This is a genomic window from Streptococcus sp. Marseille-Q0941 (genome assembly GCF_943736975.1).
Taxonomy (GTDB): Bacteria; Bacillota; Bacilli; order Lactobacillales; family Streptococcaceae; genus Streptococcus.
The window spans coordinates 194,481-216,924 of the sequence record NZ_CALSFO010000002.1; the positions used below are offsets into that span (position 1 = coordinate 194,481).

A 22,444-nucleotide genomic window follows, 5' to 3' on the forward strand; every position below is an offset into this window, starting at 1 on the left:
TCAAACTGTACTGTAATAGAGAATGGAGTATTATGAGCATATACTTAGAAATTTAAAATCAAATGTGATAAATTAGGATTGTAAATTTACAGAATCGTTTTCAATTACTATATAAAAGCGTTTTTTGTAAATATATGAAATTATTTTTAAGGAGAGTTATCATTATGACTCAAGGGAAAATTACTGCATCTGCAGCAATGCTCAACGTATTGAAAACATGGGGCGTAGACACTATCTACGGTATCCCATCAGGAACACTCAGCTCACTTATGGACGCTTTGGCTGAAGACAAAGATATCCGTTTCTTGCAAGTTCGCCACGAAGAAACAGGTGCTCTTGCAGCGGTTATGCAAGCTAAATTTGGCGGATCTATCGGTGTTGCAGTTGGTTCAGGTGGACCAGGTGCGACTCACTTGATCAACGGTGTTTACGATGCAGCTATGGATAACACTCCATTCCTTGCTATCCTTGGATCACGTCCAGTTAACGAATTGAACATGGATGCCTTCCAAGAGCTTAACCAAAACCCAATGTACAACGGTGTCGCTGTTTACAACAAACGTGTAGCTTACGCAGAACAATTGCCAAAAGTCATTGACGAAGCTTGCCGTGCTGCCGTTTCTAAAAAAGGTCCAGCTGTCGTTGAAATTCCAGTAAACTTTGGTTTCCAAGAAATCGACGAAAACTCATACTACGGTTCAGGTTCTTACGAGCGTTCATTCATCGCTCCTGCTTTGAACGAAGTTGAAATCGACAAAGCTGTTGAAATCTTGAACAATGCTGAACGTCCAGTTATCTATGCTGGTTACGGTGGTGTTAAGGCTGGTGAAGTAATCACTGAATTGTCACGTAAAATCAAAGCACCAATCATCACAACTGGTAAAAACTTTGAAGCTTTCGAATGGAACTACGAAGGTTTGACAGGTTCTGCTTACCGTGTTGGTTGGAAACCAGCCAACGAAGTTGTCTTTGAAGCAGACACTGTTCTTTTCCTTGGTTCAAACTTCCCATTTGCTGAAGTTTACGAAGCATTCAAGAACACTGAAAAATTCATCCAAGTCGATATCGACCCTTACAAACTCGGTAAACGCCATGCTCTTGACGCGTCTATCCTTGGTGATGCAGGTCAAGCAGCCAAAGCTATCCTTGACAAAGTAAACCCAGTTGAGTCTACTCCATGGTGGCGTGCAAACGTTAAGAACAACCAAAACTGGCGTGATTACATGAACAAACTCGAAGGTAAAACTGAGGGTGAGTTACAATTGTACCAAGTCTACAATGCTATTAACAAATATGCTGATCAAGACGCTATCTACTCAATCGACGTAGGTGACACTACTCAAACATCTACTCGTCACCTTCACATGACACCTAAGAACATGTGGCGTACATCTCCACTCTTTGCGACAATGGGTATTGCCCTTCCTGGAGGTATCGCTGCTAAGAAAGACAATCCAGATCGCCAAGTATGGAACATCATGGGTGACGGTGCATTCAACATGTGCTACCCAGACGTTATCACAAACGTTCAATACGACCTTCCAGTTATCAACGTTGTCTTCTCAAATGGTAAATATGCCTTCATCAAGGACAAATACGAAGACACAAACAAACACTTGTTTGGTTGTGACTTCCCTAATGCTGACTATGCGAAAATCGCTGAAGCGCAAGGTGCTGTTGGATTTACAGTAGACCGTATCGAAGACATCGATGCAGTCGTTGCAGAAGCTGTTAAATTGAACAAAGAAGGTAAGACTGTTGTGATCGATGCTCACATCACCCCACACCGTCCACTTCCAGTAGAAGTACTTGAGTTGGATCCAAAACAACACTCAGAAGAAGCAATCAAAGCCTTCAAGGAAAAATACGAAGCAGAAGAACTCGTACCATTCCGCCTCTTCTTGGAAGAAGAAGGGTTGCAATCACGCGCAATTAAATAATACCTCTTGTTGAAAATCAAATTTGAGACTTGTAGAGTTCATTCTTTGATTTTCACAGAGTGGTACTTGAAAAGATCGGAGCAATCCGGTCTTTTTTAGAGGAGAGTAAATGAATTTAAATCAATTAGATATTATTGTTTCAAATGTTCCCCAAGTCTGTTCTGAATTGGAGCATATCTTGGATAAAAAGGCTGATTATAGTGATGATGCTTTTGCTCAGTTCACGATTGGCAGTCACTGTCTCATGTTATCCCAAAATCATTTGATTCCTTTGGAAAATTTTCAGTCAGGAATCATCCTACACATTGAAGTTGAAGATTTCGAACAGCATCAAAAGCGTTTGAAAGAATTAGGGATTGAGATTTTACATGGTCCAGTTGTGACCGATTGGGGAACAGAATCCTTGTTAGTTGAAGGCCCTGCTGGTCTAGTCATTGATTTTTATCGTATGAAATAAGGGCATAGTAGAGTTTGATTGCCAACAATAGTTATAGCATAAGAGGGGATTTCTTCACTATTTTTATAAAATCTTCTCCCTACTTTATAAGATAGGAAAAAGAGTTCAATTGGAACTCTTTTTTTGCTATAATGAGGGGAGAAAAATCAGACAGGAGATCGATATGTCAGAACCATTATTTTTACATTCTGTAATGCAAGAAAAAATCTGGGGTGGAACTAAACTTCGTGATGAGTTTGGCTACGACATCCCGAGTGAAAAAATCGGAGAATACTGGGCTATCTCAGCTCACCCAAATGGTGTTTCTAAAGTAGCCAATGGCCGTTATGAAGGAACAGACCTAGCTACATTGTATGCAGAACACCGTGAGTTGTTTGGCAACCGTCCAGAACCCGTATTTCCACTTTTGACCAAGATTCTCGATGCCAACGACTGGCTCAGTGTTCAAGTTCACCCAGATGATGCTTATGGATTAGAGCACGAAGGGGAACTTGGTAAAACAGAATGCTGGTATATCATCGCAGCTGATGAAGGTTCAGAGATTATTTACGGTCACAATGCTAAATCAAAAGAAGAACTCCGCCAACAAATCGAAGATAAAAACTGGGATGCTTTGCTGACCAAAGTCCCTGTCAAGGCTGGAGATTTCTTTTATGTACCAAGTGGGACCATGCACGCTATTGGAGCAGGTATCTTGATTCTTGAGACGCAACAGTCTAGTGATACAACCTACCGTGTTTATGACTTTGACCGCAAGGATGATAATGGCAACTTGCGTGAGCTTCACCTTGAAAAATCAATCGATGTTTTGAATATTGGTGAGCCTGCTAACAGCCGTCCAGTAACTGTCAAAGCAGATGATTTGCGTTCGACTTTACTTGTCTCAAATGATTTTTTTGCTGTTTACAAGTGGGAAATCACAGGAAAAGTTGAATTTGAGAAGACAGCTGATTATAGCTTGTTGAGCGTCTTGGCTGGCCAAGGGAAACTGACTGTAGACGGAAAAGAATATCCAATCCAAAAAGGGAGCCACTTTATCTTGCCAAGCGATGTTGAAGCTTGGACAATAGAGGGACAAGATTTGGAATTGATTGTTAGTCATCCATAAAAAGAAAAGAGAGTGGGACAGAAATCAGTAATTCGTTAGAATTCGATTTCGTAGTCCCACCTCCGCAAAGTTGAGTAGGGCTGTAAAAGCTGATGAAATAAGCGTAGTAGAGCCCACTCAACCACTGCGTCTTGAACGACAATCCAAAGACAATTAAGAGGCTAGGACTTTTTTCCCAGCCTCCTTTTTTGTATTTACATAAATTGGGCGATAAAGACCACGATGATGATAATTGGAATGATATAACGAAGAAGGAAGAGCCAGACTTGGAAAAGACTTTGTTTCCATGGTATTTTATCAAGATGCAGTTCCTTCATAGCCAGTGTTTTTTCAAAAATATAACCTGTAAAGAGAGACAAGCAGAGGGCGCCGAATGGCATGAGGAGATTGGAAACCAAGAAATCCATAGCGTCAAAGAAGGTTTTACCAAAAATGCGAACATCCGCCATAACACCGTAAGATAGGGCTGAAGGAATTCCAAAAACAAAGGTCAAAATCCCTAAAATGGCACTCCACTTAGCCCGCTTGCTGTTGTCCTGGTTGGTGATATTGCCCACATTGATTTCCAGCATAACGACGGAAGAAGTGACTGTCGCAAAGAGGAAGAGCAAGAGGAAAAGGATGTAAAAAATGGTTCCAAAGGGCATCTTGTCAAAGAGTTGTGGTAAAACGATGAAGAGGAGGCTTGGTCCACCTTCAGATTGGATGTTGAAGGCTGACATAGCAGGGAAAATGGCTAGTCCTGCCATGATGGATACCGAGATGTTCAAAGCTACGATGGAAATTCCTGATTGGACTAGATTGGTTTTCTTGTCTAGGTAGGAAGCATAGGTCAGCATGGCTGTAACTCCAAGTGAAAGGGCAAAGAAAGATTGTCCTAGAGCATAGAGGACTCCAGCACTTGTCAATTTTGAAAAGTCAGGTTTGAGGAAGTAAAGGACTCCTTCCATAGCATTTGGCAAGCTGAGAGAGCGGCCAATAATAATGACAAAGATGATAAAAAGAAGTGGCATCATGACTTTAGAAGCTCTTTCAATCCCTTTTTGAACACCGTGTGATACGATGAAAATATTCAAGAAGATAAAGGCTGCTTGGGCTCCTAGGGCAATAGTAGGATTAGAAATGATGGAAGAGAATTGCTGGGCATAATCTCCATTTTCAACAAGATGAAATAATCCGCCAAATTCGATACCAAGGTATACCAGAATCCACCCCCCAATAACACTATAGAATGAGAGAAGGATGAAAAGGGCGAAGGCACCAATCCAACCAATAAAGTTGTACTTCTTATTGTTTCCAAGCTTGCCAAAGGTTTTAATCCCAGAGACACCTGCGCTTCGGCCAAGTGCAAACTCAGCCAACAAGAGTGGAAAACCGATTAAAATGGTAGAAATGAGAAAGACCAGTAAAAAACCTCCACCGCCATTAGCAGCAGTCATGTAGGGAAACTTCCAAACGGCTCCAAGTCCGATGGCTGAACCAGCAGATGCTAGGATAAAGCCAAGTTTCGAGCCCCATTGCGATTTTTCTGACATAGTTAAACTCCAATTTTGTTTTTCAAATAAGAAAAGGCTACTTGAGTTGTCAAATAGCCTTCTCTCAATGGCTCTTTATGAGCCTTCTGTTTGATTGATAGACTTGACTATCCTATCATGTTTTCTGATGTCTGTCAAGAAAACCATTTTCAAGTTTTCACAGTTTTCTCAAAAAGTTAAAAAATTTTCGCAAAAATACTTGACTCTGACCTAAGGGAAGGGGTTATACTATCCTTGTAAGGAGGAAATCATGTACCAAATAAAAGAAGCTGCGCAGCTTTCAGGTGTCTCTGTCAAGACCCTGCACCACTATGACAAGATAGGACTCTTGGTCCCCTTAAAGTCGGAAAACGGCTATCGAACTTACAGTCAAGAGGATTTGGAACGCCTTCAGGTCATTCTTTACTACAAATATCTAGGCTTTTCTTTAGAATCAATAGCAGAGCTGTTAAAGGAAGAAAGGAAAGATTTATTGCCCCATTTGACTAGGCAGTTGGACTATCTAACTCGAGAAAGGCAACATCTGGATACCTTGATTTCCACCTTGCAAAAAACCATTCAAGAACAAAAAGGAGAAAGAAAAATGACCATTGAGGAAAAATTCACAGGATTTAGCTATCAAGATCATCAAAAATACCAGCAAGAAGCGGTAGAGAAGTATGGACAAGAAGTCATGGATCAAGCCCTCGAACGCCAAAAAGGTCGCGAAGATGAGTCTACGGCTGCCTTTAACCAAGTCTTTCAAACTTTGGCACAAAATCTTCAAGCTGGTTTACCTGCAACAGCAATTGAAAACCAAGAGCAAGCAGCCAAGCTCTTGCAAGCCATTCGTACTTATGGATTTGACTGTTCTATTGAAGTCTTCGGATATATCGGTAAAGGATATGTCTACAACCCAGAGTTTAAGGAAAATATTGATAAATTTGGACCTGGAACAGCCCAGTACACATCAGATGTGATTGCCCACTATGTTGAAAAACAGGGTAAATAAAATAATCGGCGGAGAGTCCTCCGCCGATTATTTGCTATTTTAAATCATAAAGCCAGTCGTCACCGTCTTTATAGTAAAAGAACTCACTGAGATCATCTTCCAAAAAAACACGAAGCATATCAGACATATCATTGGTTGCAAGTTTTAGATGAGAGAGATTTTCAAAATCCTCCCACCAAACCTTTCCTTCGTCTGAAGATTGGAGTTCACCAGTAAAGTGTTCTGTTTTGTAAAAGAGGACGACATACCGATAATCTGTATCATCATACCAATCTTTGATACCACAGAGTTGAGGCTTAGAAATGGTCAGACCAGTTTCTTCCTTCACTTCACGAATGACGGCATCGACAAAGGATTCTCCACGTTCCACATGGCCACCAGGGAAAGAAACGCCAGGCCAGTCAGGACTAACTCGATCTTGAACCAGAACCTTGTCGCCATTTTTAATCATGCACATGTTGACAAATTCAACTGTTTCTCTTCTGTTCATATTGTTTTTCCTATTTTGTTAGTAACTTTTCCACGACATTTAACTTTCGCATGGTTAAATCCACGCCAAAAAGTTTTTCAAGATAGTTGGTATTGAGCTTTTTTCGTTTTGCAGTTCTAGGGAGATAGAGGTAGAGACAGTGATCGCCTACACAAATTTCTTCCTCACCGTAGTCAGCTTTCAATTTTTCTAGTGGCAGACTTTGGATAAATCCCTGATAAAGAATCACATGTACACGATCATGAAGATAGTCTTCTCTAAATGGGTTCTCTTGAACAATCTTTTCAAAATCGTCCTTATTCTTGATAACCATTTTTAAGTCAGCTCCAATTTTTTCCTTTATCAGAGTATGAACGCGTTCTCGTATTTCTTCCAAGTCCAAGTCACTTTCAAGAATGATATTTCCGCTTTGAATATAGGTTCGAACGTGTTGAAAACCAGCTTCTGTCAAAATATCTACCAAATATGACATTTTCGGGATAGCATTTTTTCCATTAGGAGTAACGCCTCTTAGTAAAATAATATGTTCCAAAGGACTTCCTTTCTTATTTGGTACTTATTGGATTTGAGCCTGCCACCCAGCCGGTACAGAGGGCAGAAGTGATATTAAAGCCACCTGTGTGGGCATTGATGTCTAAAACTTCCCCAGCAAAGTGGAGGCCAGGTACTAGCTTACTTTCCAGAGTTTTAGGATTGATTTCTTTAAGACTGACGCCTCCTTTGGTGACAAAGGACTTGGCCAGAGACATTTTGCCTGTGACGGGGATTTCGAGTGCTTTGATAGACTGGAGAAGTTGTTCTCGTTCTTTTTCAGTCAGCTGTTTGACTTTTTCTGGATAGCCTTGCGCAAAAAATTCTGCCAAGCGTTCTGGAAGCAAAGTTTTTAAAGCATTTTTCAAGGATTTTTCCCGATTTTCTTCTAGAAATGCCAACAAGTCGCTCTCAGAAAGTTGAGGTAAAACATCGAGTGAGAGAACCTCTCCACCTTTTACAAAGCTAGACATGCGTAGGGCAGCAGGTCCTGACAAACCAAAGTGGGTAAAGAGCAAATCATGAGTGATGACATGCTTGCCATAGCTTAAGGTCACGTCATCCAGTGAGATTCCCTGCAAGGCCTTATGTGGAAAATCTGTCAACAATGGACTCTCAGCAGCTTCCAGCTCGGTAATGGTGTGCTTAAAATGGCGAGCAATCTCATGGCCAAAACCAGTCGAACCAGTCGAAGGATAGGATTTTCCACCAGTTGTGACAATGAGTTTATCACAAGTAAAGGTCTGGTCTGCAGATTTAAGGACAAACTGGTCGTCTATCTTTTTAACCGAAACAATTTCTGTTTGAGTAGCGATTTGCCCACCAAGTTCAATGATTTTCTTTTCCAAAGCCTCGATGATAGTCCGAGATTTGTCGCTGGCTGGAAAAACGCGACCGTGGTCTTCTACCTTCAGTTTAACACCATTTTCTGTAAAAAAGTTGATGATATCATGGTTATCAAACTGGGAGAAGACACTGTATAGAAAGCGTCCATTTCCAGGGATGCCAGCTAGTAAGTCATCCAGAGTTCCGTTGTTGGTCACATTACAACGACCACCACCAGTTCCAGCTAATTTTTTTCCGAGTTTCCGATTTTTTTCGATGAGAAGGGTTTGTTGGCCATAAAAGCTACTAGAGATTGTAGCCATCATACCAGCAGGGCCTCCTCCGATGACGATAGTATCAAAATGTTTCATATCTGTATTGTACCATAAAAAAGAGATGGCTAGCCATCTCTTGAATCTAATCAATTAGTCAATTTCATATCCCATAAGGAGTCCGCCATCTTCTGCATAAAAACTGCAAAGTCCAGAAGTTGGGATAATTTTAATATTAGCTGCTGGGAATTTTTCACGCAAGAGGTCAGAGAGCTGTTGGCAGAATTTCTCATTACTGCGGTGAGCCATGACGATACGCCCACCAGCGTAGCCAGCTTTGATTAACTCTTCATAAGCAGCTTGCAGGGACTTTTTAGCACCACGAGCTTTTTGGAGAAGTTCCAATGTTCCGGTTTCACTTGCTTCCCCAACCATACGAATATTGAGGAGCCCAACAACTGCACCAATAAGTTTACTCAAGCGACCGTTTTTAACCAGGTTATCCACTTTAGCAAGAACGAACAACAATTTCGTTCTTGCTTGGTAAGTAGTAATCACTTCAACGACTTCTTCAAAAGAAAGTCCTTGATCAATCAAGTCATTGATTTTTTCAACGATTAAGTCAACTTCCCCACCAGCAGATAAGCTGTCGATAACATGAATCTGAGTGTCAGGGTGTTCTTCGAGATAAATGTTTTTAGCTAATTGTGCGCTATTGTGGCTACCAGAGAGAGTTCCAGTGATAGTCACTACAAAAATATGTTTGGCACCTTCGAATGCTCGTAAATAATCATCAGGACTAGGGCAGGCTGATTTAGAAGCTTCAGAAGTTGCATACATAGTTTCCATCATTTGATCGATATCAAGATTAGCATCGTCAATAAAGACCTGATCTGCTACCTGAATTGTTAATGGGACACTTACAAATTCAGTATCAAAAGCAAGGTTTGCCAGTTGGCGATAATCACAACCAGAGTCAGCTACAATCTTCCAAGTCATAGAAATTCTCCCTCTTTATCACTTATACATTGACAAAGGTTCTGTCTTTTTTTACAATTATATCATGAAATCCCTTGAAACAAAAGTGGTAGCTCTCTGTTGTCACAAGTAGAAAGAAATTGTTATGTCTGAACGTAAAATATCTGAAAAATCGCTTGAGAACCTAAGAAAATCAAACCAAGAATCTAATTTGCTAACCAGAGAAGCGATTGAAACAGCTCTTTTGCAACTCTTGGAGAAAAAGGAGTTGGCTAAGATTAGCATTTCTGAGTTAGTCAAGCGTGCTGGCGTTTCGCGTGCGGCTTTTTATCGAAACTATGATTCAAAAGAAGAGATTTTAGAAAGTGTCTTTAAATGTAGCGTCCATAACATCATGGAGCAATTGAGTCATTACGATGTAAAAACAGACCTTTATCTCGTATGGGTTCACCTCTTTAGAGAAGCCAAGAAAGAAGCTAAGGTGATTCAGCTTGCCTTGGACTATCACTTAGAAAAAATCTTTGTGCAAGCCATGCAAGAATTTCTAGAAAAATACTATGGAAAATCAAAAGGAGTCAGCTCTTACCTGCATTCTTTTTGGAGTTCGGCCATCGTATCGGTCTTGCTTAAATGGATCAAGGATGGGATGAAGGTTCCTGCTGAAAAAATCGCAGATTTACGCCTGCCATTTTTCAAAAAATAAAACATGAGGAGAAATGCTATGACAGAAAAAAGACTAGCTTGGGATGAGTATTTTGCCGCTCAAGCACTATTGATTGCCAATCGCTCAACCTGTAAACGTGCCAAGGTAGGAGCTGTTTTAGTCAAGGATAACAAAGTTATTTCAACAGGCTATAATGGTTCTGTATCAGGAACAGAGCATTGTATAGATCATGACTGTCTGGTGATTGAAGGCCACTGTGTCCGCACTCTTCATGCAGAAGTGAATGCTATTTTACAAGGGGCTGAACGAGGCGTTCCCAGAGGTTTTACAGCCTATGTCACTCATTTTCCATGCCTCAACTGCACCAAACAACTGCTACAGGTTGGTTGCAAGCGCGTAGTTTATATCAACCAGTACCGAATGGATGACTATGCCCAGTACCTTTATCACGAAAAAGGCACCGAGTTGACCCATTTACCATTAGAGACTGTTCAGACAGCTCTCCAAGAGGCAGATTTGATTTAGAAATTAATAAAAATAAGTGGTTTAGAAAGCTTTTTAAACCATTTTTTGATATAATAAGAAGAATAAATTGAAAGAAGGAATTCTGAAAATGGGAAAACTTGAAGTTATTAATCATCCACTGATTCAACACAAATTATCAATCTTGCGTCGCACTGACACTTCTACAAAAGCTTTTCGTGAACTAGTAGACGAGATTGCAATGTTGATGGGATATGAAGTACTTCGTGATCTTCCACTTGAAGACGTAGAAATCGAAACACCGATCACAAAAACAGTTCAAAAACAGTTGGCTGGTAAAAAATTGGCGATTGTCCCAATCTTGCGTGCAGGTATTGGTATGGTTGATGGACTATTGAGTTTGGTTCCAGCAGCAAAAGTTGGTCACATTGGTATGTACCGTGACGAAGAAACCCTTCAACCAGTAGAATACTTGGTAAAATTACCTGAAGATATTGACCAACGTCAAATTTTTGTAGTTGATCCTATGCTTGCAACAGGTGGATCAGCAATTTTGGCTGTTGACTCCCTCAAAAAACGTGGGGCTTCAAACATCAAGTTTGTCTGCCTTGTATCAGCTCCAGAAGGTGTGAAGGCACTTCAAGCAGCACACCCTGATGTAGAAATCTTTACTGCAGCCTTGGATGAACGCTTGAACGAACATGGTTACATCGTTCCAGGTCTTGGAGACGCTGGGGACCGCTTGTTCGGAACTAAATAGAATACTAAAAGAGGATTATACACATCAAAAAATGGACCTTTTTTGACCAACGAGATATAATAACCTAATTGTCAGTAGACAACTACTAAATTTAAAAGATCAAAAGGAGAAATGAATGATTCCTGTAGTTATTGAACAAACAAGTCGTGGAGAACGTTCGTATGATATTTACTCACGACTTCTTAAGGACCGCATCATCATGCTAACAGGGCCAGTCGAAGACAATATGGCCAACTCAGTTATTGCTCAGTTGCTCTTCTTGGATGCCCAAGATAGCACAAAAGATATTTACCTTTACGTCAACACACCTGGAGGTTCTGTGTCAGCTGGTTTGGCAATCGTTGATACTATGAACTTTATCAAGGCAGATGTCCAAACCATCGTGATGGGAATGGCTGCATCTATGGGGACTGTTATTGCATCAAGTGGAGCAAAAGGCAAACGATTCATGCTTCCAAATGCAGAGTACATGATTCACCAACCAATGGGTGGAACAGGTGGTGGTACCCAACAAACAGATATGGCAATCGCTGCAGAACACTTGCTCAAAACTCGTAAGACATTGGAGCAAATCCTTGCCGATAACTCTGGTAAATCAGTTGAGCAAATTCATAAAGATGCTGAACGTGATTACTGGATGAGCGCCCAAGAAACGCTTGAATATGGTTTTATTGATGAAATCATGGCCAACAATTCTTTGAACTAATAAAGCATGAAAGCGAACTCGACGGAGTTTGCTTTTTTTGATATAATGGGATAAGATTTCTTAGAAAGAGGATTCCTCATGTTTGAAAAAACAAATCGATCAGGATTAATCATCTATCTCTACTATAATAGAGATGTAAAAAAACTACAGGAATATGGAGATGTTTTCTATCATTCCAAAAAGCATCGCTACCTGCAACTTTATGTCCCAACTGAGGAACTAGATGACTTAGTTGAGAGATTAGGTAAGGAAAGATTTATCAAGAAAATTAGACGTTGCCATATTCAAGAGTTGGAGACACCCTTTGTTGGTAATCTCTATCGAAAAGAAGAAAACGTTATCATTTAAAAAGTGAAACAAATGTGTTGACAATTTTCTGATAATTCGGTATATTCTTAACATACTATTTTTAAAACAACTATAAGGAGATTAACATGAAGAAAAAATTTGCCCTATCTTTTGTGGCTCTTGCTAGCGTAGCTCTTCTCGCTGCCTGTGGAGAGGTCAAGTCAGGAGCTACTAACGCTGCTGGTAACCCAGTAGACGAAAAGACTATCAAAATCGGTTTTAACTTTGAAGAAACAGGTGCTGTAGCTGCCTATGGTACTTCTGAACAAAAAGGTGCCCAACTTGCTGTTGATGAGATCAATGCTGCTGGTGGTATTGATGGAAAACAAATCGAAGTTGTGGATAAAGATAACAAATCTGAAACTGCTGAGGCTGCCTCTGTTACAACTAACTTAGTAACACAATCAAAGGTTGCAGCAATCGTAGGACCTGCGACATCTGGTGCAACTGCCGCGGCTGTAGCTAACGCTACCCAAGCAGGGGTTCCATTGATTTCACCAAGTGCGACTCAAGATGGTTTAACTAAAGGTCAAGATTACCTATTTATCGGAACATTCCAAGATAGCTTCCAAGGTAAGATTATTTCTAACTATGTAACAAACAAATTGAATGCTAAGAAGGTTGTTCTTTATACGGACAATGCTAGTGACTATGCTAAAGGTATTGCTAAAGCCTTCCGTGAAGCCTACAAGGGTGAGATTGTAGCAGACGAAACTTTTGTGGCAGGTGATACAGACTTCCAAGCAGCCCTTACTAAAATGAAAGGGAAAGAGTTTGACGCTATCGTTGTTCCAGGTTACTACACAGAAGCAGGTAAAATCGTAAACCAAGCGCGTGGTATGGGAATTGATAAACCAATCGTTGGTGGTGATGGATTTAACGGTGAAGAATTTGTTCAACAAGCAACTGCTGAAAGAGCATCAAACATTTACTTTATCTCTGGATTCTCAACTACAGTTGATGTTTCTGCAAAAGCCAAAGCTTTCCTTGAAGCATACCGTGCTAAATACAATGAAGAACCTTCAACCTTCTCAGCCTTGGCTTATGACTCAGTTTACTTAGTAGCCAATGCTGCAAAAGGTGCAAAAACTTCAGTTGATATCAAGAACAATCTTGCTAAAACACAAAACTTCGAAGGTGTTACAGGTCAAACAAGCTTTGATGCAGATCATAACACTGTGAAAACAGCCTTCATGATGACCATGAATAATGGTAAAGTAGATGCGGCAGAAGTCGTAAAACCATAACATTAGAATAGTAGTTGAAATAGGGAATGAGCCTTTGACTCACTCCCTGTTTCGATGTTTATGAACTTGTGAAAATTGAGAAATTTTCTAAAAAAATAACGATAGAAAAGAGTGAATGCTATGCTCCAACAACTTGTGAATGGTCTAATTCTGGGTAGTGTTTATGCACTTTTGGCTCTGGGTTATACCATGGTTTATGGAATTATCAAACTCATTAACTTCGCCCACGGTGATATTTATATGATGGGTGCTTTCATGGGTTATTTCTTGATTAATGCCCTCCATTTAAATTTCTTTTTAGCCTTAATTTTGTCCATGATTGGTTCAGCTATTCTTGGCGTAATCATCGAGTTTCTAGCCTACCGTCCACTCCGTCATTCAACTCGTATCTCTGTATTGATTACTGCTATTGGGGTATCCTTCTTGCTTGAGTATGGAATGGTCTATCTAGTAGGTGCCAATACACGTGCATTCCCTCAAGCAATCCAAACAGTTCGTTATGACTTGGGTCCAATCAGTCTAACAAATATTCAATTGTTGATTTTGACAGTTTCGATTGTCTTGATGATTCTTTTGCAACTCATCGTGCAAAAAACAAAGATGGGGAAAGCCATGCGTGCCGTATCTGTAGATAGTGATGCAGCTCAATTGATGGGAATCAACGTAAACCGTACAATCAGTTTCACCTTTGCCTTAGGTTCAGCCCTTGCTGGAGCAGCAGGTGTCCTCATTGCCCTTTATTACAACTCTCTTGAACCTTTGATGGGTGTTACTCCAGGTCTAAAATCATTTGTTGCGGCCGTACTTGGTGGTATCGGTATTATTCCTGGTGCAGCTCTCGGAGGTTTTGTAATCGGACTATTGGAAACTTTTGCTACAGCCTTCGGAATGTCAGATTTCCGTGATGCTATCGTGTACGGAATCTTGCTATTGATCTTGATTGTTCGTCCAGCAGGTATCCTTGGTAAGAATGTGAAAGAGAAGGTGTAAACAATGAAAGAAAATTTAAAAGTTAATATTCTCTGGTTGCTCCTTTTGTTGCTTGGATATGGTGCGATTAGCTTATTAGTTTCGTTTGGTATTTTAAACCTTTTCCATATTCAGATTCTAGAACAAATCGGTATCAATATTATTCTTGCAGTTGGACTTAACCTTATCGTTGGTTTTTCTGGTCAATTTTCTCTTGGACATGCTGGGTTCATGGCTATCGGTGCCTATGCAGCAGCCATTATTGGTTCTAAATCTCCAACTTACGGTGCCTTTTTTGGAGCTATGTTGCTTGGTGCTATCATTGCTGGTTTGGTTGCCTTGGTCGTTGGAGTTCCTACCCTTCGTTTGAAGGGGGACTACCTTGCAGTTGCGACACTTGGAGTTGCCGAAATTATCCGTATCCTAATCGTCAATGGTGGTGATTTAACAAACGGAGCTGCTGGTATCCTTGGTATTCCAAACTTTACTAATTGGCAAATGGTATACATTTTTGCCGTGATTACGACAATTGCAACGCTGAATTTCCTTCGTAGTCCAATCGGTCGTTTAACCTTGTCTGTTCGTGAAGATGAAATTGCAGCAGAGTCTGTCGGGGTCAATACAACAAAAATCAAAATTATTGCATTTGTCTTTGGAGCTATGACTGCAAGTATTGCAGGTTCCCTTCAAGCAGGATTTATCGGTTCTGTTGTGCCAAAAGATTATAGCTTTATCAACTCTATCAACGTTTTAATTATCGTTGTATTTGGTGGCTTGGGATCCATTACAGGGGCAATTGTTGCTGCGATTGTTCTTGGTATTTTAAACATGCTTCTTCAAGACGTGGCTAGTGTTCGTATGATTATCTATGCTTTGGCCTTGGTACTTGTTATGATTTTCAGACCAGGTGGTCTCCTTGGAACATGGGAATTGAGCCTATCACGTCTCTTTAAAAAAGGTAAGAAGGAGGGACAAAACTAATGGCGTTACTTGAAGTAAAAAATTTAACCAAACACTTTGGTGGTCTGACAGCCGTTGGAGATGTAACTCTAGAATTGAACGAAGGTGAACTTGTTGGCCTGATTGGACCGAATGGTGCTGGGAAAACAACTCTCTTCAACTTGCTGACAGGAGTTTATGAACCAAGTGAAGGAACAGTAACCTTAGATGGTCACTTGTTAAATGGCAAGCAACCCTATAAAATTGCTGCTCTTGGTTTAGGGCGTACTTTCCAAAACATCCGCCTCTTTAAAGACTTGACAGTTTTGGATAACGTTCTTATTGCATTTAGTAACCATCATAAACAACATGTTTTTGCAAGTTTCTTGCGCTTACCAGCCTTTTATAAGAATGAAAAAGAATTAAAAGCTAAAGCCTTAGAATTACTAAAAATCTTTGATTTAGATGGTGATGCTGAAACCTTAGCTAAAAATTTAGCCTATGGCCAACAACGTCGTTTGGAAATTGTTCGTGCCCTTGCTACAGAACCTAAAATCCTCTTCTTGGATGAGCCTGCAGCAGGTATGAACCCACAAGAAACTGCAGAATTGACTGAGTTGATCCGTCGCATCAAGGATGAATTCAAGATCACCATCATGCTGATTGAACATGATATGAACTTGGTCATGGAAGTCACTGAACGTATCTATGTTCTTGAATACGGTCGTTTGATTGCTCATGGGACACCAGATGAAATCAAGAACAATAAACGTGTTATCGAAGCTTATCTTGGAGGTGAAGCCTAATGTCTATGTTAAAAGTTGAAAACCTCTCAGTTCATTACGGCATGATTCAAGCTGTACGTGATGTGAGCTTTGAAGTTAATGAAGGTGAAGTTGTTTCCTTGATTGGTGCCAATGGTGCTGGTAAAACAACTATTCTTAGAACATTATCAGGCCTTGTACGTCCAAGTGCTGGTAAGATTGAATTTCTTGGGCAAGAAATCCAAAAAATGCCTGCACAGAAGATTGTGGCCTCAGGACTTTCTCAAGTACCTGAAGGGCGTCACGTTTTCCCTGGTTTAACAGTTATGGAAAACTTGGAGATGGGAGCCTTTCTTAAGAAAAATCGTGAAGAGAATCAAGCTAATTTGAAAAAAGTCTTTTCACGTTTCCCACGTTTGGAAGAACGTAAAAACCAAGATGCGGCTACTCTATCTGGTGGTGAACAGCAGATGCTTGCCATGGGGCGTGCCCTCATGTCAACGCCTAAACTTCTTTTATTAGATGAACCATCAATGGGGCTTGCGCCAATCTTTATCCAAGAAATTTTTGATATCATCCAAGATATTCAAAAACAAGGAACAACCGTTCTCTTAATTGAGCAAAATGCTAATAAAGCACTAGCCATCGCTGACCGAGGATATGTTCTTGAAACAGGTAAGATTGTCCTATCAGGAACAGGAAAAGAACTCGCAGCATCTGATGAAGTCAGAAAAGCATACCTAGGTGGCTAAAAAGGTCCGGGGGACCTTTTTAGTCGGCGGATAGAGATTGCGTAGCAATCATCAGAACTAGTGGATTGTTTTAGTCGGCGGATAAGGATTTGCGCAAGCAATCCACATTAGTCTGGGGGACCTTTTTAGTCGGCGGATAGAGATTGCGTAGCAATCATCAGAACCAGTGGATTGTTTTAGTCGGCAGATAAGGATTGCGCAAGCAATCTACCATAGTCTGGGAGACTAGTTTAGGTTGCGAATATAGATTGCTCAAGCAATCCACATTAGTCTGGGGGACCTTTTTAGTCGGCGGATAAAAATTGCGGCAGCAATTAATATCTAGTCTAGGGGATTGTTTTAATCGGCGGTTAAAGATTGCAAAGCAATCATACAATCTACATAAGTATAAAATCAAGGGCTCTAAGTTGAGCTCTTTTTCGTAAAGTCCTTCAAATTTTTCTGAATCTTGAAAAAGAAATGAAAGCGTTTGATAGCTTTCCGTAAAAAGTGTATAATAAAACTATAAATATAAAGGAGATTTCCTATGGCAGTTAAAGATTTTATGACCCGCAAAGTAGTTTATATCAGTCCAGATACGACTGTAGCACATGCAGCAGATTTGATGCGCGAGCAAGGCTTGCACCGTTTACCTGTTATCGAAAATGATCAATTGGTTGGTCTTGTAACAGAAGGAACTATTGCTGAAGCCAGTCCATCTAAAGCAACCAGCCTCTCTATCTATGAGATGAATTATCTTCTCAATAAGACCAAAGTCAAAGACCTCATGATTCGGGATGTTATCACAGTGTCAGGTTATGCAAGTCTAGAGGATGCGACTTATCTTATGCTGAAAAATAAAATCGGTATTCTTCCAGTTGTGGACAATCAACAGGTTTATGGTGTGATTACAGATCGTGATGTTTTTCAAGCCTTTCTAGAAATCGCTGGCTACGGCGAGGAAGGAATTCGTGTTCGGTTTATTACGGAAAATGAAGTCGGGGTTTTAGGCAAGATTGTGACCTTGATTGTAGAAGAAAATCTGAATATTTCACACACCGTTAATATTCCTCGCAAGGATGGTAAGGTTGTTATTGAAGTTCAAATTGATGGGACGATTGATTTAACCTTCCTGAAGGAGAAATTTGAAGCGCAAGGTATCCAAGTAGAGGAGATTGCTCGAACATCTGCTAAAAAGTTATAAAATGGAGGGTGAAAGCCCTCTTTTTTGTATACAATTTGAAATAACAAGCAAAATATGGAAAGAAATGAGAGAATGTGGTATAACGAAACGATGTGAATAAAGGAGTATTTATGGACATTTCAGAAATTTGTCAAAAAATTGATGCAAATCGTGAAAAATTAGCTTCTTTTAGGGGGTTTCTTTGACCTCGAAGGACTAGAGGAAGAGATTGTCATCTTGGAAAACAAGATGACGGAACCTGATTTTTGGAACGATAATATCGCGGCCCAAAAAACGTCGCAAGAATTAAAAAACACCTACAACACCTTCCGTAAGATGGAAGAGTTGCAGGATGAAGTTGAAATTTTATTGGACTTTTTAGTAGAAGACGAGTCTGTACGTGATGAACTGGTTGAACAGTTGACAGAATTGGAAATAAAAGCAAAAAATGAAAGGAAGCGATTCCTTTCATTTTTTTACAAAAATCCCTATAATTACTATTTTGGAGAAGGAGTTTTTTGTATATTTGTATATTATGAGAAAATATAGAATAGATAAGTTTTTAAAAATTTACGGTCAAAAAAATCGCTAATATTAACTATTTATGATAGAATGGAGATTATGAAATAAAAGGAGGACTGGAATGTTTTTTCAGGATAGAAAGATAAAGTATTCAATCCGCAAATTATCAGTTGCTACTGTATCACTTGCGATTGGATTTTTGTTTGCACCCGCAGCGATTGGAGCGGGTCAAGTAGCCCATGCTGATGAGCTTGTGGCTACAGCTCAAGCGGAAAATAAGTCAGAAAATCAAGTCTCGGTGGGAACTTCTGAACCAGCGAAAACAGAAACTCAAGAGACTGTCTCAGTAACGCCTTCTGCATCAGTGCAAGTAGAAAGCAAAGAGGCTGCCTCAACAACAGCTCCTGCGCTAGCACAGACAGAAACGCAAGGGGATAACCAAGCCTCATTGAAATCTGCTACGACAGAGGCAAGTCAAGCGACAGATTCGACTGCTTTTAAAAATGCTCAGGCAGCTACAGGAGCTAGCCAGCCAGCTGCAGCCACTGCTCAACCAGCATCAGTAAATGCTAGTCTAAACAAGAGCACTTTAGAGAACTACCTCAAAAACTTGCGCAGCAAGGACTTTTCAAGTAAGACAGATGATAGCCTAGAAATCTTGAATGGCGTGATGGCAGCTGCTGATAGCGTGCTTCAAACTGCAACCAAGCAAGAAGAGATTGATAAAATTTATCGCAATCTCGTGAACTTTGTCAATTCTGGTCTTCATGATAAAAATCCGAAGTTCATCCCAGACAAGGATAAGACTCCTCACTCGGCACTTTATGAGTTTGAAAGTGCTACACCAGGAAAATCGGTTCCGCTTAGTCTGAACTACTTGAAGCCAGAAGACACAAAAATCTACAAAAAGGGCGATAAAGTAAAGGCCATCCAGCCAACTGAAACAACTTATATAGAGAATGATGGAAGTGGTAGATGGACCTTTAAGGGCTATGACTATGATAGTCAGGTGATTGACAAAGATGATGTTTTCTTCACAGGTAAGTGGGAATATACACCAACACCATACAAGGCTACCTATAGAGCAATTAATGGTTCACCTGGAAAAACTCCGCCACCTTATGTTGCAAACTGGAGTCCAGAAGATAAAAGAAGATTTGCTGAGGGTGAAGTAGTAAAAGCACAAGAATTTCACTGGGTTTTTTATACTTCAGAAGAATTTCCTAACCGAAAAGGTTATTGGGCTTTGACTGGCTTTGATGCTCCAAGTAAAGTGGCAAACAATGGTGATGTGGAGTTCGTAGGAACTTGGAAATACTTTGAGGATGTCATTGTATCCTACAAGGCTGTGAACGAGCAAGATTGGGAAAATTTTTATAAGTTACCAAGTAGTCCTAAGACCTCAAACTATGACAAATATAGATTACCTCTTCCTAAGGAGATAAAGGATCTAGAAAGCAAGCTATACGATTACAAGCTTTCTCTCAATCAGTTTGATAAACGCAATGAGTATTTACCTAAAGATATACTGGATACGCTAGCTGCTTTGTACCGCTACGATGAAGTTCAAGGCGTCTACAAACCATTTTATGATGCAGAACATGAAGGGAATTGGACCTACGAGGAAGATGTAGTAGATTTAACCTTCAGTCGTGAACTAGAACGTGCGGCTACATATGGGGAATTGCCAAAAGTTACAATGCCATTGACGTTTACATTTAAACCAGTTCCTCGGAAACCGACTTATGAGTTTGTCAGTGGAACGGCTGGCAAATCACTACCTGCTGAGATCAATAATCTGAAGCCAGTATATGCGCCAAGTGAATGGACATATATGGATAGGAAGACATATCCGAAAGGCAAGGATATAGTTCAGTCTGTTAAACCGCTTAATGATTCCTACTATGATGCAGTTAACGGTGGTACTTGGAACTTTTCGGGCTATGATTTTGATAAAAAACCAGTGAGCGACTGGGAGCACGATGGATGGAACCTCAAGTTCACAGGAACTTGGACATTTACACCGGGAACCTATCCAGAAAACTATAAGTTTGTCAGCAAAGACCCTAGCCTGTCTCTCCCAGAGGAAATCACGACCTATATTCCAAGCACTGGAAAAAACTATAGTAATGGCGATACTGTCCTTGCAACAGCTCCCCTGAAGACGACCTACATGGACTTTGTAAACAAGGGAACTTGGAAATTTGATGGCTATGATGCTAATAGCAAGGTAGTTAATCAAGATAAAGTTCTCTTTACCGGTACTTGGTCCTTCACACCACACAGAGATAAGACAGTTTCCTTTGACTTTGTGAGTGATACTCCAGGGAAGACTATTCCTGATGATTTGAAGACACAAATTCCAGCTCCTATCACGACTTCTCCGTCAGATTATTCTGACAATGTCTATAATGCTATTAGCTATTTGTATCGATACAATGATACAGAAAATGATGGTACATGGGTTCCTCAGCAGATTCCTCAGCAAAAGGAGGACGTTGAGAAACCAGCTGACGATGAGGATTCTACCTACACTGTTCATTGGAAATTTGTACCGACCAAGCATAGTGTTTACTATGACTTTTATACAGATTCAAAAGATGATTCTGGTCAAGATCTCTATCCACCATCAACTTTGTTTAATCTGATATCTGACACAAGAGAATTTGTCAAGGGTGAAAAAGCTCGTGTTAAAATGCCATCTAAAACAAGATTTGAAGATCCTGATGGCAGAGGAACTTGGATCTTTGATGACTACTATGAAGAAGATGGTCAACTGAGCCCACGTGTGAAAACAGTAGAGAACGCAGACCTCGTTTTCAAAGGAAAATGGATCTTAGTTCCGACTGATCAGACTGATACAATCTACAGATTAGAGTATAAATTTACTAACTCAACTCCTGCCTACCCTCTTCCAAGTAAGATTCGTGACATGCTTCCAGCTGGCACTGATTTCGTTGCACGAGCTGACGATTACAAAGATGCAAGCAGACTTGACACATCTACAGTAACTGTTCCTACAGGTACATGGACCTTCCATGGTTTTGACGCGGATAAATACGGAAAAGCTATTGCAGGTACGAATGTGAAGACCATCACAGGATCTTGGAGCTTTACGCCAAATGGTGTGGATTATCAGTTTAAGTCAACTAATCCTGACTTCGTATTACCAGATCATATCATCAAGTTGACTCCGAAAAATCCTTATGATTATAAACTGAATTCTAAGGAAGTAGTTGCGGAACAACCAAGTGAAACGACTTATGTTGATACAGCGAATAAAGTGACTTGGACATTTGCAGGATATGATAAAGAAAAAATCGTTGTAGCAGAAGGCAGACAGACTTTCCTTGGAAGCTGGGTACCTACTCCAAATCCAGAATATGTATTCAAATCTTCTAAAGCAGATGTTCCATTACCACAAAGTATTTTTGAAATGCTTCCAAATGATGAGGCTTCTTATCAGGTTGGTGACACCATTGTAGCCAAACAACCTGCTGAAGAATCAGTAGTTGAAGAAGAAAAAGACTATGTCTGGACCTTCAAAGGTTACGATCAGAAGAATGCGACCTATAATGGCAAGCGCGTGACATTTACGGGTATCTGGGAAGTAACGCCTAGACCGCATTATGTAAGCTATACTTTTGTAAGCATTACGGCTGGTGTTGATTTGCCTGAATTTATCCAGAAGAAAGCACCAAAAGATAGCTCAAGCTATTACAACACGCAAAAAGTTGTACCAGAAGAGTTGACAACAAAGACTTATAAAGATGATGTTAACGATGGTACATGGACTTTTGATGGTTACGATGCCAAAAGTAAGATTGTGAAAAAATCTGATTTGACTTTCACAGGTAAGTGGAAGTTTAAAGCCAACAAGTATCAAGCAAGTTACCGCTTCGAGAGTGAGACAGCAGGTAAGCAACTTCCAGCAGCTATCGCAGCATTGACCCCAAGCGACAGTACAACATATGTGAATGGTGACTATGTTACCGCTCAAC

The 22,444-nt window shown here is 40.3% G+C and carries 21 protein-coding genes and 1 pseudogene; 17 read left to right on the forward strand and 5 right to left on the reverse strand.

Features of this window, described 5'->3' with window-relative positions; all coding sequences use genetic code 11:
• Positions 1–164: 164 nt before the first annotated feature.
• From spxB to manA, 3 genes are all read left to right on the forward strand, one after another.
• Entirely contained in the window at positions 165–1,940 is a 1,776-nt protein-coding gene (gene spxB, locus NGI26_RS01720; RefSeq protein WP_251935235.1) for a pyruvate oxidase, read from the forward strand.
• A 109-nt stretch (positions 1,941–2,049) separates the two neighbouring features.
• Positions 2,050–2,397 carry a VOC family protein gene (locus NGI26_RS01725; protein WP_251935236.1) on the forward strand — a complete coding sequence of 116 codons (348 nt, stop codon included), beginning with the start codon at positions 2,050–2,052 and terminating at the stop codon, positions 2,395–2,397.
• Positions 2,398–2,560: 163 nt separating this feature from the next.
• Positions 2,561–3,505 carry a mannose-6-phosphate isomerase, class I gene (manA, locus tag NGI26_RS01730; RefSeq protein WP_251935237.1) on the forward strand — a complete coding sequence of 315 codons (945 nt, stop codon included), beginning with the start codon at positions 2,561–2,563 and terminating at the stop codon, positions 3,503–3,505.
• A 194-nt stretch (positions 3,506–3,699) separates the two neighbouring features.
• Here the strand turns inward: manA and NGI26_RS01735 are convergent, their stop codons facing one another.
• Positions 3,700–5,040 (reverse strand): sodium-dependent transporter, encoded by a 1,341-nt coding sequence (locus NGI26_RS01735; protein ID WP_251935238.1) that lies wholly within the window; start codon positions 5,038–5,040, stop codon positions 3,700–3,702.
• Between the two features lie 250 nt (positions 5,041–5,290).
• Between NGI26_RS01735 and NGI26_RS01740 the strand changes: the two genes are divergently transcribed.
• Positions 5,291–6,031 carry a MerR family transcriptional regulator gene (locus tag NGI26_RS01740; protein WP_251935243.1) on the forward strand — a complete coding sequence of 247 codons (741 nt, stop codon included), beginning with the start codon at positions 5,291–5,293 and terminating at the stop codon, positions 6,029–6,031.
• A gap of 34 nt (positions 6,032–6,065) precedes the next feature.
• On the opposite strand, the gene NGI26_RS01745 is transcribed toward NGI26_RS01740, so the two are convergent.
• The 4 genes from NGI26_RS01745 to NGI26_RS01760 are packed head-to-tail and all read right to left on the reverse strand — an operon-like array spanning position 6,066 to position 9,148.
• Complete coding sequence (locus NGI26_RS01745; protein ID WP_251935251.1) at positions 6,066–6,521, reverse strand: 8-oxo-dGTP diphosphatase; 456 nt, start codon at positions 6,519–6,521, stop codon at positions 6,066–6,068.
• A gap of 10 nt (positions 6,522–6,531) precedes the next feature.
• Entirely contained in the window at positions 6,532–7,053 is a 522-nt protein-coding gene (locus NGI26_RS01750; RefSeq protein ID WP_251935254.1) for a DUF1697 domain-containing protein, read from the reverse strand.
• 13 nt (positions 7,054–7,066) lie between these two features.
• Positions 7,067–8,248 carry an aminoacetone oxidase gene (gene aao, locus NGI26_RS01755; RefSeq protein ID WP_251935257.1) on the reverse strand — a complete coding sequence of 394 codons (1,182 nt, stop codon included), beginning with the start codon at positions 8,246–8,248 and terminating at the stop codon, positions 7,067–7,069.
• 54 nt (positions 8,249–8,302) lie between these two features.
• A complete protein-coding gene (locus NGI26_RS01760; RefSeq protein ID WP_251935260.1) occupies positions 8,303–9,148 on the reverse strand; it encodes a DegV family protein in 846 nt (281 codons plus the stop codon).
• A 124-nt stretch (positions 9,149–9,272) separates the two neighbouring features.
• Here NGI26_RS01760 and NGI26_RS01765 point away from each other — a divergent pair, with 124 nt between their 5' ends.
• From NGI26_RS01765 to NGI26_RS01825, 13 genes and pseudogenes are all read left to right on the forward strand, one after another.
• On the forward strand, positions 9,273–9,830 hold the full coding sequence (locus NGI26_RS01765) for a TetR/AcrR family transcriptional regulator (protein ID WP_251935279.1): 558 nt from the start codon (positions 9,273–9,275) through the stop codon (positions 9,828–9,830).
• An 18-nt stretch (positions 9,831–9,848) separates the two neighbouring features.
• Complete coding sequence (locus tag NGI26_RS01770) at positions 9,849–10,316, forward strand: deoxycytidylate deaminase (protein ID WP_070656980.1); 468 nt, start codon at positions 9,849–9,851, stop codon at positions 10,314–10,316.
• Between the two features lie 88 nt (positions 10,317–10,404).
• Positions 10,405–11,034 (forward strand): uracil phosphoribosyltransferase, encoded by a 630-nt coding sequence (upp, locus tag NGI26_RS01775; RefSeq protein ID WP_004252365.1) that lies wholly within the window; start codon positions 10,405–10,407, stop codon positions 11,032–11,034.
• A 115-nt stretch (positions 11,035–11,149) separates the two neighbouring features.
• Positions 11,150–11,740 (forward strand): ATP-dependent Clp protease proteolytic subunit ClpP, encoded by a 591-nt coding sequence (clpP, locus tag NGI26_RS01780; RefSeq protein ID WP_251935282.1) that lies wholly within the window; start codon positions 11,150–11,152, stop codon positions 11,738–11,740.
• Positions 11,741–11,818: 78 nt separating this feature from the next.
• Positions 11,819–12,088 carry a YlbG family protein gene (locus tag NGI26_RS01785; protein WP_251935286.1) on the forward strand — a complete coding sequence of 90 codons (270 nt, stop codon included), beginning with the start codon at positions 11,819–11,821 and terminating at the stop codon, positions 12,086–12,088.
• Between the two features lie 86 nt (positions 12,089–12,174).
• Positions 12,175–13,335 (forward strand): ABC transporter substrate-binding protein, encoded by a 1,161-nt coding sequence (locus NGI26_RS01790; protein ID WP_251935291.1) that lies wholly within the window; start codon positions 12,175–12,177, stop codon positions 13,333–13,335.
• A 120-nt stretch (positions 13,336–13,455) separates the two neighbouring features.
• Positions 13,456–14,325: a branched-chain amino acid ABC transporter permease gene (locus NGI26_RS01795; protein ID WP_251935294.1), complete on the forward strand. Its 870-nt coding sequence runs from the start codon at positions 13,456–13,458 to the stop codon at positions 14,323–14,325.
• A 3-nt stretch (positions 14,326–14,328) separates the two neighbouring features.
• Positions 14,329–15,285 (forward strand): branched-chain amino acid ABC transporter permease, encoded by a 957-nt coding sequence (locus NGI26_RS01800; RefSeq protein WP_251935297.1) that lies wholly within the window; start codon positions 14,329–14,331, stop codon positions 15,283–15,285.
• Positions 15,285–16,049, forward strand: a complete 765-nt coding sequence (locus tag NGI26_RS01805; RefSeq protein WP_251935300.1) for an ABC transporter ATP-binding protein — start codon at positions 15,285–15,287, stop codon at positions 16,047–16,049. Before NGI26_RS01800 ends, NGI26_RS01805 begins: the two co-directional genes overlap by 1 nt.
• Positions 16,049–16,759 (forward strand): ABC transporter ATP-binding protein, encoded by a 711-nt coding sequence (locus tag NGI26_RS01810; protein WP_251935313.1) that lies wholly within the window; start codon positions 16,049–16,051, stop codon positions 16,757–16,759. Before NGI26_RS01805 ends, NGI26_RS01810 begins: the two co-directional genes overlap by 1 nt.
• A gap of 526 nt (positions 16,760–17,285) precedes the next feature.
• On the forward strand, positions 17,286–17,942 hold the full coding sequence (locus tag NGI26_RS01815; protein WP_251935331.1) for a CBS domain-containing protein: 657 nt from the start codon (positions 17,286–17,288) through the stop codon (positions 17,940–17,942).
• 110 nt (positions 17,943–18,052) lie between these two features.
• Positions 18,053–18,356 (forward strand): annotated as a pseudogene (prfB, locus tag NGI26_RS01820) (peptide chain release factor 2); the annotation flags it as partial.
• A gap of 208 nt (positions 18,357–18,564) precedes the next feature.
• Positions 18,565–22,444 (forward strand): SHIRT domain-containing protein (locus tag NGI26_RS01825; RefSeq protein WP_251935334.1); only part of this gene is annotated, 3,880 nt, incomplete at its 3' end.

What these genes read in the sequence shown, in the direction of transcription:
- spxB (WP_251935235.1), top strand. Translation starts at nt 165, where the DNA reads ATGACTCAAGGGAAAATTACTGCATCTGCAGCAATGCTCAACGTATTG.
- NGI26_RS01725 (WP_251935236.1), top strand. Translation starts at nt 2,050, where the DNA reads ATGAATTTAAATCAATTAGATATTATTGTTTCAAATGTTCCCCAAGTC.
- manA (WP_251935237.1), top strand. Translation starts at nt 2,561, where the DNA reads ATGTCAGAACCATTATTTTTACATTCTGTAATGCAAGAAAAAATCTGG.
- NGI26_RS01735 (WP_251935238.1), bottom strand. Translation starts at nt 5,040, where the DNA reads ATGTCAGAAAAATCGCAATGGGGCTCGAAACTTGGCTTTATCCTAGCA.
- NGI26_RS01740 (WP_251935243.1), top strand. Translation starts at nt 5,291, where the DNA reads ATGTACCAAATAAAAGAAGCTGCGCAGCTTTCAGGTGTCTCTGTCAAG.
- NGI26_RS01745 (WP_251935251.1), bottom strand. Translation starts at nt 6,521, where the DNA reads ATGAACAGAAGAGAAACAGTTGAATTTGTCAACATGTGCATGATTAAA.
- aao (WP_251935257.1), bottom strand. Translation starts at nt 8,248, where the DNA reads ATGAAACATTTTGATACTATCGTCATCGGAGGAGGCCCTGCTGGTATG.
- NGI26_RS01760 (WP_251935260.1), bottom strand. Translation starts at nt 9,148, where the DNA reads ATGACTTGGAAGATTGTAGCTGACTCTGGTTGTGATTATCGCCAACTG.
- NGI26_RS01765 (WP_251935279.1), top strand. Translation starts at nt 9,273, where the DNA reads ATGTCTGAACGTAAAATATCTGAAAAATCGCTTGAGAACCTAAGAAAA.
- NGI26_RS01770 (WP_070656980.1), top strand. Translation starts at nt 9,849, where the DNA reads ATGACAGAAAAAAGACTAGCTTGGGATGAGTATTTTGCCGCTCAAGCA.
- upp (WP_004252365.1), top strand. Translation starts at nt 10,405, where the DNA reads ATGGGAAAACTTGAAGTTATTAATCATCCACTGATTCAACACAAATTA.
- clpP (WP_251935282.1), top strand. Translation starts at nt 11,150, where the DNA reads ATGATTCCTGTAGTTATTGAACAAACAAGTCGTGGAGAACGTTCGTAT.
- NGI26_RS01785 (WP_251935286.1), top strand. Translation starts at nt 11,819, where the DNA reads ATGTTTGAAAAAACAAATCGATCAGGATTAATCATCTATCTCTACTAT.
- NGI26_RS01790 (WP_251935291.1), top strand. Translation starts at nt 12,175, where the DNA reads ATGAAGAAAAAATTTGCCCTATCTTTTGTGGCTCTTGCTAGCGTAGCT.
- NGI26_RS01795 (WP_251935294.1), top strand. Translation starts at nt 13,456, where the DNA reads ATGCTCCAACAACTTGTGAATGGTCTAATTCTGGGTAGTGTTTATGCA.
- NGI26_RS01800 (WP_251935297.1), top strand. Translation starts at nt 14,329, where the DNA reads ATGAAAGAAAATTTAAAAGTTAATATTCTCTGGTTGCTCCTTTTGTTG.
- NGI26_RS01805 (WP_251935300.1), top strand. Translation starts at nt 15,285, where the DNA reads ATGGCGTTACTTGAAGTAAAAAATTTAACCAAACACTTTGGTGGTCTG.
- NGI26_RS01810 (WP_251935313.1), top strand. Translation starts at nt 16,049, where the DNA reads ATGTCTATGTTAAAAGTTGAAAACCTCTCAGTTCATTACGGCATGATT.
- NGI26_RS01815 (WP_251935331.1), top strand. Translation starts at nt 17,286, where the DNA reads ATGGCAGTTAAAGATTTTATGACCCGCAAAGTAGTTTATATCAGTCCA.